General features: G+C 59.6%; 13 protein-coding genes. 7 read left to right on the top strand and 6 right to left on the bottom strand.

What is annotated here, in order from left to right:
* Positions 1 to 6 precede the first annotated feature (6 nt).
* Positions 7 to 951, bottom strand: a complete 945-nt coding sequence (locus AX768_RS10150; RefSeq protein WP_062000915.1) for a UDP-2,3-diacylglucosamine diphosphatase — start codon at positions 949 to 951, stop codon at positions 7 to 9.
* A 203-nt stretch (positions 952 to 1,154) separates the two neighbouring features.
* Here AX768_RS10150 and AX768_RS10145 point away from each other — a divergent pair, with 203 nt between their 5' ends.
* Complete coding sequence (locus tag AX768_RS10145) at positions 1,155 to 1,904, top strand: class I SAM-dependent methyltransferase (protein ID WP_061999849.1); 750 nt, start codon at positions 1,155 to 1,157, stop codon at positions 1,902 to 1,904.
* Between the two features lie 33 nt (positions 1,905 to 1,937).
* On the opposite strand, the gene AX768_RS10140 is transcribed toward AX768_RS10145, so the two are convergent.
* The 4 genes from AX768_RS10140 to AX768_RS10125 are packed head-to-tail and all read right to left on the bottom strand — an operon-like array spanning position 1,938 to position 4,213.
* Positions 1,938 to 2,465 carry an RDD family protein gene (locus AX768_RS10140; RefSeq protein ID WP_061999848.1) on the bottom strand — a complete coding sequence of 176 codons (528 nt, stop codon included), beginning with the start codon at positions 2,463 to 2,465 and terminating at the stop codon, positions 1,938 to 1,940.
* A gap of 3 nt (positions 2,466 to 2,468) precedes the next feature.
* A complete protein-coding gene (locus AX768_RS10135) occupies positions 2,469 to 3,200 on the bottom strand; it encodes a DUF3106 domain-containing protein (protein ID WP_061999847.1) in 732 nt (243 codons plus the stop codon).
* Between the two features lie 18 nt (positions 3,201 to 3,218).
* Positions 3,219 to 3,653, bottom strand: coding sequence for a DUF3619 family protein (locus AX768_RS10130; protein WP_061999846.1), 435 nt, complete (start codon positions 3,651 to 3,653; stop codon positions 3,219 to 3,221).
* On the bottom strand, positions 3,650 to 4,213 hold the full coding sequence (locus AX768_RS10125; protein WP_056354030.1) for an RNA polymerase sigma factor: 564 nt from the start codon (positions 4,211 to 4,213) through the stop codon (positions 3,650 to 3,652). Before AX768_RS10125 ends, AX768_RS10130 begins: the two co-directional genes overlap by 4 nt.
* A gap of 384 nt (positions 4,214 to 4,597) precedes the next feature.
* Here AX768_RS10125 and AX768_RS10120 point away from each other — a divergent pair, with 384 nt between their 5' ends.
* From AX768_RS10120 to AX768_RS10095, 6 genes are all read left to right on the top strand, one after another.
* The gene (locus AX768_RS10120; protein WP_061999845.1) at positions 4,598 to 6,361 is read left to right on the top strand and encodes an acetolactate synthase 3 catalytic subunit; all 1,764 of its coding nucleotides are present in this window, start codon (positions 4,598 to 4,600) and stop codon (positions 6,359 to 6,361) included.
* A 112-nt stretch (positions 6,362 to 6,473) separates the two neighbouring features.
* Positions 6,474 to 6,965, top strand: a complete 492-nt coding sequence (gene ilvN / locus AX768_RS10115; protein ID WP_047844600.1) for an acetolactate synthase small subunit — start codon at positions 6,474 to 6,476, stop codon at positions 6,963 to 6,965.
* Positions 6,966 to 7,042: 77 nt separating this feature from the next.
* Positions 7,043 to 8,059 (top strand): ketol-acid reductoisomerase, encoded by a 1,017-nt coding sequence (gene ilvC, locus AX768_RS10110; protein WP_061999844.1) that lies wholly within the window; start codon positions 7,043 to 7,045, stop codon positions 8,057 to 8,059.
* Positions 8,060 to 8,191: 132 nt separating this feature from the next.
* Entirely contained in the window at positions 8,192 to 8,836 is a 645-nt protein-coding gene (locus AX768_RS10105; RefSeq protein ID WP_060858501.1) for a phosphatidylserine decarboxylase, read from the top strand.
* Positions 8,837 to 8,879: 43 nt separating this feature from the next.
* Positions 8,880 to 9,746, top strand: a complete 867-nt coding sequence (pssA, locus tag AX768_RS10100) for a CDP-diacylglycerol--serine O-phosphatidyltransferase (protein WP_061999843.1) — start codon at positions 8,880 to 8,882, stop codon at positions 9,744 to 9,746.
* A 335-nt stretch (positions 9,747 to 10,081) separates the two neighbouring features.
* Entirely contained in the window at positions 10,082 to 11,626 is a 1,545-nt protein-coding gene (locus AX768_RS10095) for a 2-isopropylmalate synthase (RefSeq protein ID WP_061999842.1), read from the top strand.
* A gap of 98 nt (positions 11,627 to 11,724) precedes the next feature.
* On the opposite strand, the gene AX768_RS10090 is transcribed toward AX768_RS10095, so the two are convergent.
* Positions 11,725 to 13,290, bottom strand: a complete 1,566-nt coding sequence (locus tag AX768_RS10090) for a SulP family inorganic anion transporter (RefSeq protein WP_061999841.1) — start codon at positions 13,288 to 13,290, stop codon at positions 11,725 to 11,727.
* Positions 13,291 to 13,370 lie beyond the last annotated feature (80 nt).

Raw genomic sequence — 13,370 nt, 5'->3', positions numbered from 1 at the left:
AAATGCTCAGGCGGTTGCCCCGGCCTTTTGTGCGTGGTGTTCTGGTGCGCGCAATACGGTCCAATAAACGATCTTCAGTTCGCCTTCGAACGTCTCGACGAGCGCCGACAGACTCTCGACCCAGTCGCCGTCGTTGCAATAAAGAACGCCGTCTATATCGCGAATCTCCGCTTTGTGGATGTGCCCGCAGACCACGCCATCGCAACCGCGCCGGCGTGCTTCATCGGTCATCACGGATTCGAACTTCGAGATGAAATTGACCGCGTTCTTGACCTGATGCTTGAGGTACTGCGAGAGGGACCAGTAGTTGAAACCGAAACGGCTGCGCACGCGATTGAACCAGCGGTTGAGCAAGAGGATGAGCGTGTAGAGCGTGTCGCCCAGGTAGGCGAGCCACTTGGCGTGCTGGATGACGCCATCGAAGAGATCGCCGTGAACGATCCACAAGCGCTTGCCGGCAAGCGTGGTGTGGAAAGCTTCCTGGCGCACGTGAATATCGCCGAATGCAAGGTCGCAGAACTGGCGCGCGGCTTCGTCGTGATTGCCGGGGATGTAGACCACCTGCGTGCCTTTGCGGGCTTTGCGCAGGATCTTTTGGATCACGTCGTTGTGCGCCTGCGGCCAGAACCAGCCTTTGCGAAGCTGCCATCCGTCGATGATGTCGCCGACCAGATACAGGTATTCCGAGTCGTTGTAGCGAAGAAAGTCGAGCAGGTAGTTCGCCTGGCAGCCGCCGGAGCCGAGGTGGATATCGGAGAGCCAGATGGTGCGGTACCGATGGTCGGCGGGGGCATCGTCGAGACGTGAAGTGCCTTGTGGCGCGAGGTTCGCGCCGGTCGTTTCGGGTGGTGCAGATGGCGCGGCGCCGGTGCGAAACGCAATGGCTTCTGCATCGCGGAGGGTAACGCCTAACAGATCACTGAGGTTACTCGCAGACGATTTGGTGGCCATGGGCACGCGCAACGGGTTGCAGTGAGCCCATTGCGCCATGCCAGCGTGACGGTGCCATGACAGTCACAAAAACTTCTTTTTGATCGGGTGTCCGACACACAGTTGTTGCATCTATTGCAGGATCTGTAAAAACTGCGCATACGGTCGCCTAATGGAGCGACATTCGACTTTATACTCGCTGGTTTCCAGCGGAATCCTAACTAATGCTTAACGTAACGGTACGTCCCGTCGAATGCGTATCGACTTGCAAGATCTGCAACGCGCAGGCGCCTCTTTACGGTGTCACCGATTTTCAAAAGAGTTGTGAAGAAGCGCGCGGCCACTATCTGCCGCTCACGGGCGTGCCGATCTATTACCACCGATGCAATGAATGCGGTCTTGTCTTCACACGAGCGTTCGACGACTGGAGCAAGGCCGAATACGTGCAGCACATCTATAACGACGAATACGTGCTGATCGACCCTGATTATGTCGATGCACGGCCGGCCAGTAATGCCGCCTTCATTCTTGATTTCGTCAAGAAGGGCAAAGACCTGAAGTGCCTGGATTACGGCGGCGGGAATGGAAAGCTGGCGGGACTGTTACGAAAAGATGGATTGGACGCCCATAGCTGGGACCCGATGGACGCGGCCGATGCGCCGCCGCCCTCCGATTCCTTCGACTTCGTCAGCGCTTTTGAAGTGCTCGAACACACACCGGAGCCGGTCGCGACCGTCCGGGAAGCCTTGGGGCTGCTAGGTCCGCGTGGCGTGCTGCTGTTCTCGACATTGACCATCGATCACGTGCCGCCACGCGGTATGGACCACTGGTACATTGCGCCGCGTAATGGCCACATCACCATTTACACGCGACGCGCGCTGGACACGTTATTCGCGCAGGAAGGTTTTCGTGTGCATCACTTCAACGACAACCTGCATATGGCGTTGAACAATGATCCGGACTGGCTGAGTTGATTTGGAGTAAGGACGAAGGCGCCGGGCCATCGATCAAGCAGGGACCGTCGGCGACACAGCCACCACGCGCGTGCCTGCCATCCGGTCGTGCAGGAACTGTCTCGACGGATCAAGCCAGACGGCCGCTGCCCATAGCACGATCCACCCGGCGCACATACACAGCGTGACGGGCACACTCAAGCCGAGCAACGGATGCAGCGCAAGCGGCGGCAAGAACCATAACCAGGCTAAAACGAACCGCAACACGGCGCGCGCCGTCGAGACCTTGGCGCCGCGGGCATCGACCACTTTAAGGCGCCACGTCTTCATGGGCAGCGTCTGGCCGCCATGGGTCCAGAAGTAGACGAAATAAATCGCGAGCACGATCCCGATCCACGTCATCAAAAGGTTGTGATGGGTGAGTCCGTTGCGTTGCTGCGTGAGCGTGCTGAACAGATATCCGGCGATAAACACGATCCCAAAGAGGATCACGCCCTCGTAGACCATGGTGGCGAGGCGGCGGCGCAACTTGGGCGCGACCAATGGGGCTGCGGCGAGTGACTCGAACGAAGCACTCACCATGGCTCAGGAACCGTTGAAGATCGATGGCGCCTGCTGAGGCGAAACCGGAATCGGCGTGGCGGGAACAAAACTGGCCGCACTCGGAATGGCGGGCGCTACAGACGCAGGCGTGCTGATGTCTGCTCCCATTGCGTCGGACGCATGCCCGTGGTCCCGGCCGGTAATCAGCCGGTTGATGTCCTTGACTTCGGTTTTTCCGGAGGGCGGCGCGCTGACGACGGTCGGCCGGCGCGGTTTCTCGGTTGCCGCCAATTTCTTCTTTTGCTCTTCGGGAAGCTTCTGATACGCATCCCAGGCGCGTTCGCGTTTTTCAACCGGCACGGACTTGGAGACCTGGTAATTTTCCCGCGCGACCTTGCGCTGGTCCGGCGTCATCCGGACCCATTCGGCCATCCGCTCATGCAAGCGCTTTTGCCCTTCGGGCGAGAGCTTGGGATACCGCGACGCGATCTTCATCCATTTCAGCTTGCGTTCTTCACTGAACTGATCCCATTGTTTCGCAAAGGGCGCGAGTGCGGTTCGCTGGGTTTCAGTGAGCCGATTCCAGGCGAGAGGGCTGTCGGGGGAGAGCGATGAAAGCGGGGACAACACGTCCGCCGCGCTCGCGCCAGAAGGCGCGGCAGCAACGGTAACCGCGGAAGCGGCCGAGTAGAATCGCGGATAGGTGGCGGCAAACGCGACGAGTCCCGCAATTGCGCATCCAAAGACAATCGCGAGGCCGCGCTTGTAACTCACCCGATAACTCCTGCAGACTTAATGATTACGCGTCAGGTACGCGTTGAAACCGTGGTCGAGATAGGCGTCGAGCGGAAGGTTGTCGCTCAGCATGGCCGCGTCGATATCGGCGAGTTCGGCGGTACGCTGCTGATCTTCCCAATAAGCAATGCCCGCCAGTCCGATCGCAAGCGCCAGCAACGGCCACGCAAGCGCCAACCGCGAAAAGCGGCCGCGTTTGCCTGACGGACCGGGAACCGGGCCGCCGAGGCTTGGCGCCATGCCCGCGCCTGCGAGCGCCGGGGCAAAAACAGGCACTGCGACTTTTTCCGGCTTCTTGCGGGCGAGCGCCGTCCGCCGGGCCGCCGCGAGCTTGTCGAGCGACGCGGCAGGTAGCGTTGTAATACTTTCGTCGAGCGCGCGGCGTACCTTCAGCGCGAATTCGGCTTCTTTCTGATCGAGAGCGTTGCTCATAGCGTGATTCCTTTCGCCTTCAGCGCGTGTGCCAGCGCATGCGTGGCCCGCGAGCAATGCGTTTTTACGCTGCCCTCAGAGCAGCCCATTGCAGCGGCGGTTTCGGCGACATCCATATCCTCCCAGTAACGCATGAGAAACGCTTCCCGTTGACGTGCTGGCAATTTCTGGATTTCCGCGTCGATCAGATTGAGCACCTGTTCGCGCTCGAGCCGGCTTTCGCTGCTCTCCGCACCGACCGTGCCATCCTGCGATTCGAAGGTTTCGAGGGGGTCGAATTCGTCGTCGTCTGCGTTCCCGAACGACGAAAACAGGCTCACCCACGTATTCCTGACCTTTTGGCGCCGGAAATAGTCGTGCGTTGCATTTTGCAGGATACGCTGAAACAAAAGCGGCAATTCAGCCGGAGGGCGGTCGCCGTATTTTTCGGCGAGCTTGATCATCGCATCCTGAACGATGTCGAGCGCCGCGTCGTCGTCACGTACGGTGTACACCGTCTGCTTGAACGCGCGTCTTTCGACGCCCGCCAGAAAATCGGCGAGTTCCTTGTCTGATGCCATCCGTGAGGCCCGGCGCAACGAGTGTGCGTCGATAAGGGTTGGTGAGAGGTTAAAAACCTGCGGATGCTAACAAACTTTTGGGTGAACAGCGAGGAAATGCCTCAGACGGCGGCCCAATAAGCAGACTTTTCCGCATCATTTCGGAGAGTTCCGAGCCGTTTTCCACCCCTTTTCAGCGTATTCCGGTTGGGGTCCAAGAAGTTTTTGCTTGACTGTCTTTATTGCCTCGGGCTATCGTTTCCGACTCGCATCATCAGTGAACTGTCTCTTTGAGGCGAGCCCAAGAAGCCCGCTTCCCATTTAGACGCGCCGCTTGAACCCGAGCCATAAGCCCGGCAGAGAGCACCCAATCAATTTTTTGCCGAAAATTCGAAAGGTGAATGTATGAATATGCCCAGCGCGGAATTCTCCACGTCGGATACGACTCCCCCACTCGAAGCGCAATCCATTGGCGGCACCGTGCTCATGCGCGCGCTGGCTGACGAGAACGTCGAGTTCATTTGGGGCTATCCCGGCGGCTCGGTACTCTATATCTACGACGAGTTGTACAAGCAGGACCAGATCCAGCATATCCTCGTGCGCCACGAACAGGCCGCGGTTCATGCCGCCGACGCCTATGCGCGTTCCACCGGCAACGTCGGCGTGTGCCTCGTGACCTCGGGCCCCGGCGTCACCAACGCGGTGACCGGTATCGCCACGGCTTACATGGACTCCATTCCGCTCGTCGTCATCAGCGGTCAGGTTCCGACTGCGGCGATTGGCCAGGATGCGTTCCAGGAGTGCGACACGGTCGGCATCACACGCCCGTGCGTGAAGCACAACTTCCTCGTGAAGGACGTGCGTGAACTGGCCTCCACCATCAAGAAAGCGTTTTATATCGCGCGCACAGGCCGTCCCGGCCCGGTGCTGATCGACATTCCGAAAGACGTTTCGAAGACGCCGTGCAAATACGAGCCGGTCAAATCCGTCTCGCTGCGTTCGTACAATCCGGTCACCAAAGGCCATTCGGGCCAGATCCGCAAGGCCGTGCAGCTTTTACTGTCGGCCAAGCGTCCGTATATCTATACCGGCGGCGGCATCATCCTGGCGAATGCGGCGCGCGAGCTGAACCAGTTCGCCGATCTGCTCGGCTATCCGGTCACGAACACGCTGATGGGTCTCGGCGGATATCGTGCGGACAAGAAGCAGTTCCTCGGCATGCTCGGCATGCATGGCACTTACGAAGCCAACATGGCCATGCAGCATTGCGACGTGCTGATCGCGATCGGCGCGCGGTTCGACGACCGCGTGATCGGCGATCCGGAGCATTTTGCGTCGCACGCGAAGAAGATCATTCACATCGACATCGATCCGTCGTCCATTTCCAAGCGCGTGAAGGTCGATATCCCTATCGTCGGCGACGTGAAGGAAGTGCTGAAGGAACTGATCGAGCAATTGCAGACGGCCGACCATGGCCCCGATACCGCGGCGCTTGCCGACTGGTGGAAGGACATCGAAGCATGGCGTTCGAAGGACTGCCTCAAGTTCGACCGCAAGAGCGAGATCATCAAGCCGCAATATGTGGTCGAAAAAGCCTGGGAGCTCACCGGCGGCGAAGCGTACGTCTGTTCGGACGTGGGCCAGCACCAGATGTGGGCCGCGCAGTTCTACCGGTTCAACGAGCCGCGCCGCTGGATCAACTCGGGCGGGCTCGGCACCATGGGCTTCGGTTTGCCGGCTGCCATGGGCGTGAAGATGGCACATCCGGACGACGAAGTGCTGTGCATCACGGGCGAAGGCTCGATCCAGATGTGCATCCAGGAATTGTCGACGTGCAAGCAGTACAACACGCCGATCAAGATCATCTCGCTGAACAACCGCTATCTCGGCATGGTTCGCCAGTGGCAGCAGATCGAATACAAGAAGCGTTATTCCAGTTCGTACATGGACGCGCTGCCTGATTTCGTGAAGCTCGCCGAAGCGTACGGCCATGTAGGCATGCGCATCGAACATACGCGCGATGTCGAACCGGCGTTGAAAGAAGCATTGCGCCTGAAGGATCGCACGGTATTTCTCGACTTCCAGACAGATCCCACCGAAAACGTCTTTCCGATGGTCCAGGCAGGCAAGGGCATCACGGAAATGCTGCTCGGATCGGAAGATCTATAACGGCTGTTTTCCTGTGCGGATTCGCGCGCGCCCGTCTTCACAAAAGACGTTCGATTGCGCGCGGGTCTGACGAGAACACGCCATCCAACTGGATTAATCGGGAACGCAAATCATGAGACACATCATTTCCGTGCTGCTGGAAAACGAACCGGGCGCGTTATCGCGTGTCGTCGGGCTCTTTTCCGCACGCGGCTACAACATTGAGACCTTGACGGTGGCGCCGACCGAAGACAGTTCGCTGTCGCGGCTGACCATCGTTTCCATTGGCTCGGACGACGTGATCGAACAGATCACGAAGCACCTGAACCGCCTGATCGAGGTGGTGAAAGTGGTCGACCTGACAGAGGGCGCCCACATCGAGCGCGAGCTGATGCTGATCAAGGTAAGGGCAGTCGGCAAGGAGCGGGAAGAGATGAAGCGGATGGCGGATATCTTCCGCGGCCGGATCATCGATGTCACCGAAAAAAGCTACACGATGGAACTGACAGGCGCGAGCGACAAGCTCGACGCCTTTATTCAGGGGCTTGATGCGACGGCGATTCTCGAAACCGTGCGCACCGGAAGTTCTGGCATTGGCCGGGGCGAGCGCATTCTGAAGGTTTGAGACTCGCCGCAACGAACTCGCAGTTATCAGTACCCCTTAAACGAATCAACGAATCTATTCAAGGCAAAGGAACCGACATGAAAGTTTTCTACGACAAAGACGCCGATCTCTCCCTCATCAAGGGCAAGCAGGTCACGATCATCGGCTATGGCTCGCAAGGCCATGCACACGCGCTGAACCTGAAGGACAGCGGCGTGAACGTGACGGTCGGCCTGCGCAAGAACGGCGCATCGTGGAGCAAGGCTGAGAAGGCCGGACTGAAGGTCAAGGAAGTGGCCGAAGCCGTGAAGGGCGCAGACGTCGTCATGATGCTGCTCCCGGACGAGCAGATCGCTGAAGTCTACAAGAACGAAGTGCACGACAACGCCAAGGAAGGTGCTGCTTTGGCATTCGCTCACGGCTTCAACGTGCATTATGGCCAGGTCATCCCGCGCGCCGATCTGGACGTGATCATGATCGCCCCGAAGGCGCCTGGTCATACGGTGCGCGGCACCTACGCACAAGGCGGCGGCGTTCCCCACCTGATCGCAGTGGCGCAAGACAAGTCGGGCTCGGCGCGCGACGTGGCCTTGTCGTACGCGGTGGCTAACGGCGGCGGCCGTGCCGGTATCATCGAAACGAATTTCCGCGAAGAAACCGAAACCGACTTGTTCGGCGAACAGGCTGTTCTGTGCGGCGGTACGGTCGACCTGATCAAGGCCGGCTTCGAAACGCTGGTCGAAGCCGGCTACGCGCCGGAAATGGCTTACTTCGAATGCCTGCACGAACTGAAGCTGATCGTCGACCTGATCTATGAAGGCGGTATCGCCAACATGAACTACTCGATCTCGAACAACGCCGAATACGGTGAGTACGTAACGGGTCCGAAGATCGTGACGGCTGAAACGAAGAAAGCGATGAAGCAGGTTCTCACGGACATCCAGACGGGTGAATACGCGAAGAGCTTCATCATCGAAAACCGTGCGGGCGCGCCGACGCTGCAATCGCGCCGCCGCCTCACGGCCGAGCACCAGATCGAAACGGTTGGCGCCAAACTGCGCGCAATGATGCCGTGGATTGCCGCAAACAAGCTGGTCGATCAGTCGAAGAACTAAATATTGCCTGATATCGCTTGAACGACCGGTGTTGTTTGCCGGTCTTAGTGAAGACCGAAAGCCGTCCGGGGTCGCTTGGCGCCGGACGGCTTTTGCTATCCTACGGTTTTACTAAAAATATAGAACTCGTTCATGAACTATCCACATCCGATCATCGCGCGCGAAGGCTGGCCGTTTATTGCCATTGCGGTTGTCATTGCCGTGTTGATCCAGGCCATCGGCGGCTTCGGGTTTGCCTGGCCGTTCTGGCTGCTTGCGATCTTCGTCGTGCAGTTTTTCCGCGATCCCGCGCGTCCTATCCCGGTTCAGGCGAACGCCGTGCTGTGTCCCGCGGACGGCCGCATCGTCGCTGTGGAAACGGCGCATGACCCGTACGCAAACCGCGAAGCGCTCAAGATCAGCGTGTTCATGAACGTGTTCAATGTCCACTCGCAACGCTCGCCGGTCGATGGCGCGATCAGCAAGGTCGAGTATTTCCCGGGTTCGTACCTGAACGCGGCCGTCGACAAAGCATCGACCGAGAACGAACGTAACGCCATCGTGATCCAGACCGCGGCGGGCCATACGGTGACGTCGGTACAGATCGCCGGCCTGATCGCGCGGCGCATTTTGTGCTATGTCCACGTGGGCGAACCGCTCAATCGTGGCCAGCGCTATGGTTTTATCCGTTTTGGATCGCGTGTCGACGTGTATTTGCCGGTTGGAAGCCGTCCGCGCGTGGCGATTGGGGAGAAGGTATCGGCGTCGTCCACGATTCTTGCCGAGTTTGCAGAGTAAGCATAGATAAGCGGTAAAACCAGGCTGCACAACGGAGGACTCGATGGCGGCACTCAAACCGCGCCGGACACGAAGCACGACAACACCCCCGCGGGCGTTTCGACGCAACAAATCGGCGCAGGACCTCGGCGTGCTCGAAACGAGGCGTGCGAAGCGGCAACAGTTCCTTAGAAAACGCGGCATTTACTTGCTGCCCAATGCATTCACCACCGCCGCGCTGTTTTGCGGTTTTTTCGCCGTCGTTCAGGCAATGAACGTGCGCTTCGAAATCGCCGCCATCGCGATCTTCGTGGCCATGGTGCTCGACGGCATGGACGGCCGTGTCGCTCGCATGACGCATACGCAGAGCGCGTTTGGCGAGCAGTTCGACAGCTTGTCCGACATGGTGTCGTTCGGCGTTGCGCCCGCGCTGGTGATGTACGAATGGATCCTGAAGGATCTCGGCCGATGGGGCTGGCTCGCGGCTTTCGTGTATTGCTCGGGCGCGGCTTTGCGTCTGGCGCGCTTCAATACGAACGTCGGTGTGGTCGACAAACGCTATTTCCAGGGCTTGCCGAGCCCGGCTGCGGCGGCGTTGATCGCGGGTTTCGTGTGGCTCGCCACCGATAACCGCGTGCCGCTCAAGCTGGTCTGGCTGCCCTGGGTGGCATTCGCGCTGACCATCTATGCAGGCGTGACGATGGTCTCGAACGCGCCGTTCTACAGCGGCAAGGCGCTGGATGTCAGGTTCCGCGTCCCGTTCGCCGGCGTGTTGCTGGTGGTTGTGGCGTTCGTGCTGGTATCGTCCGATCCGCCGTTGATGCTGTTCGGACTCTTCGTTCTCTACGGCTTCTCGGGCTACGCCTGGTGGGGATACATGAGTTTGAGAGGCCGGCCGAATCCGGCCCGGTCATCGGAAAAAGCGCATTGATGTCAACGCGCATCGGTCCTTACAGCCGGTGCGCGTTTTTTTCGACTGCGCCAGGACGAAAACGCCAATCGCCCCGATCGGAAAGCCCAATTGCACGCGCTTAAAAATGTAGTTATAGTTTGCGAATGAATTTTTTCGCCCATCTCCTCTCGTTGTCCCTAGCCGGTGCGCCGCTACGCGCGCTACCGCCACTAGCGCGCCTGCCGCGCTGAGCTTCCCGCCTCCCGTCTGCTCGTTCGTGGTTTTCGACGCCAGCGGTGGCGCGAACACCCGAATTCCGTATCGCCTTTCTCCGCCGTTTTAATCAATCCAAAATTCCCTACTGGAGCCCGAACATGGCAGACAAACTCATCATTTTCGACACGACGCTTCGCGATGGCGAGCAATCCCCCGGCGCGTCGATGACGAAAGACGAGAAGATCCGCATCGCAAAAGCACTCGAGCGGATGAAAGTCGATGTGATCGAAGCGGGCTTTGCAGCCAGTTCCAACGGTGATTTCGATGCAATCCACACTATTGCCGGCCTGATCAAGGACAGCACGATCTGCTCGCTCGCCCGCGCCAACGACAAAGACATCCAGCGCGCCGCCGACGCCCTCAAACCCGCCGATCACTTCCGCATTCATACCTTCATCGCGACGTCCGCGCTGCATATGGAAAAGAAGCTGCGCATGAGCGCCGATCAGGTCTACGAGCAGGCTCGTCTTGCCACGCGTTTCGCGCGCAAGTTCACGGACGACGTGGAATTCTCGCCGGAAGACGGCAGCCGCTCGGATCTCGACTTCTTGTGCCGCGTGCTGGAAGCGGTGATCGACGAAGGCGCGACCATCATCAATATTCCGGACACCGTGGGTTATGCCGTGCCGGAAGGTTACGGCAACCTGATCAAGACCATTCGCGAACGCGTGCCGAATTCGGACAAGGCGATCTGGTCCGTGCATTGCCACGACGACCTTGGCATGGCCGTCGCCAATTCACTTGCTGGCGTGCATATCGGCGGCGCGCGTCAGATCGAGTGCACCATCAACGGTCTCGGCGAGCGCGCGGGTAACACGGCGCTGGAAGAAGTCGTGATGGCGATGAAAACGCGCAAGGATTATTACGGGCTGGAACTGGGTATCGACACCACGCACATTGTGCCGACGTCCAAGCTCGTCTCGCAGATCACGGGTTTTGTCGTGCAGCCGAACAAGGCTGTAGTGGGCGCAAACGCGTTCGCCCATGCATCGGGCATTCACCAGGATGGCGTGTTGAAAGCGCGCGATACCTACGAAATCATGCGCGCCGAAGACGTAGGCTGGGCAACGAACAAGATCGTGCTCGGCAAGCTGTCGGGCCGCAACGCGTTCAAGCAGCGCCTCGAAGACCTGGGCGTGACGCTGGAATCGGAAACGGACGTGAACGCAGCGTTCGTGCGCTTCAAGGAACTCGCCGACCGCAAGTCGGAAATCTTCGACGAAGACATCATGGCGATCGTCTCCGAAGAGTCGGCGGAAATGCAGGCGAAGGAAACGTTCCGCTTCGTGTCGCTGGCTCAGCGTTCGGAAACGGGTGAGCAGCCGCATGCACGCGTGGTGTTTGCTGTCGATGGCATCGAAGTGCACGGCGAGTCGCGTGGTAATGGTCCGGTGGATGCGACGCTTCACGCAATCGAATCGAAAGTGACGAGCGGCGCCGAGCTGGTGCTGTATTCGGTTAACGCCATTACCACGGGCACGCAGGCTCAGGGCGAAGTGACCGTGCGCTTGTCGAAGAGCGGCCGGATTGTCAATGGCGTGGGCACGGACCCGGACATTGTGGCGGCATCGGCGAAGGCGTATCTTGCCGCGCTCAACAAACTCCATTCGAAAGTCGAAAAGCTCAACCCGCAGCTTTCGTGATTTTTGATGCACACACAGCAAGGCGCTTGATCCAGCCGCCTCGCTGATTGAAAACGGCTCTCGCCAAAAGCGAGGGCCGTTTTTCGTTGCGATGTTATTTAGCGGAAAGCCCGTCTGAAAAGCGCCATGCGCTGCTGAAAGCCGGGCCGTTCCCGGGCCGCGCGCTCGAGCTGACGGCACTCGACGTGAATCCCGCGGGCGGGGGCATCGGCGATGAATTTATCGATGAGTTCACGCACATCCTGATCGATGAAATCCGCGCGGCTTGCATCGACGATCAACGTTGCGTCGTCGGGGATCTGCTTCAGGTGATGCTTGAGCGACACCTTGCCGAGAAACGACACGTCCTTGCGAAACGAGAGCAGGAAGTGATCGTCGTGCTGTGCGATGGTGATCGGCCGCTGCAGATTCGCGTGGATCGCAAGCGCGATGCTGCACGCAATTCCCAGCAGGATGCCGATCAGCAGATCGGTCATCAGCACGCCGGCAATCGTCACGATGAATGGCGCAAACCGCTCGAATCCCTGTTTCGCGACGGCCTTGAACAGCGACGGTTTAGCGAGCTTCAGTCCGGTGAAGATCAGGATTGCGGCGAGGCAGGCAAGCGGAATGAGGTTGATCACCGCCGTCAGCGCGAACACGCTCGCCAGCAGCAGAACGCCGTGAATGACGGCCGACCATCGGCTTTGCGCACCCGCGTGGACGTTGGCCGAACTGCGCACGATCACGGAGGTGATGGGCAACGCGCCGATCGCGCCCGCCATCATGTTGCCGATGCCCTGCGCCTTCAGCTCGCGATCCGGATGCGCGGTACGCTTCTTGGGATCGATCTGTTCGACAGCTTCCAGACTCAGCAAGGTCTCGAGACTCGCCACGATGGCAAGCGTCATCGCGAGCCGCCAGACATCGGGATTGATGAGTTGCTCGAAGTTGGGCCAGTCGAGCGCGGCGTTCAACGCGGCGAACGTCGCCAGCGATGGCAGTGAAACCCGATGCTCCGCCGGCGGCGCAAAACCCGGCGCAGCGAAATCGAGCGCAAGCGTGATCGCGATGCCGAGCACGACCACGGCAAGCGGCGCGGGCACCGCGCGTACGAACGCGAAGCGGCGCATGGCCTTCGTTTCCCAGCTTGCCAGGATCGCGATAGACACAATGGCCACCACGCACGCGGCGAGCGACATCGCGCCAAAGGGTGTGGCGATCGTGCCTGGCGCTGCCGCGGCGACGTGGGCGCCATCGTTGGCGAAACCGGCGGCGAGCGGCACTTGCTTGATGATGAGCAGCAAGCCGATTGCCGCGAGCATTCCCTTGATCACCGACGACGGCACGTACGCCGCGAAGCGCCCGGCCTTCAGCATGCCGAAGCCGAACTGGATCGCGCCCGCGAGCATTACAGCCATGAGGAAGGTGGAAAAGCTGCCGAGCTTGGCAATGCCATCGACGACGATCACGACGAGTCCCGCCGCCGGGCCGCTCACGCTCAGTTGCGATCCGCTCAAAAGCGCCACCACCAGCCCGCCGATAATGCCTGACAGCAGCCCTGCGAACGGCTCGACGCCGGAAGCGTTGGCAATGCCGAGGCAAAGCGGCATGGCGACAAGGAAAACGACGGTCCCAGCGAACATGTCGCGAGGGAAATTGGCAAACGTCTGGCGTAGGTTCATAGGCTTTTTGGGGCGCGAGTTAAACCATGCGATGTCCCGAGGGGCGTCGCACAGAAGAGGTTTTAAGCAGGGAGGGTCTC

This window comes from Burkholderia sp. PAMC 28687, assembly GCF_001577465.1.
Taxonomy (GTDB): Bacteria; Pseudomonadota; Gammaproteobacteria; order Burkholderiales; family Burkholderiaceae; genus Caballeronia.
Note: the sequence above shows the minus strand (reverse complement) of the source record. Positions and strands in the feature narration are given on the sequence as shown.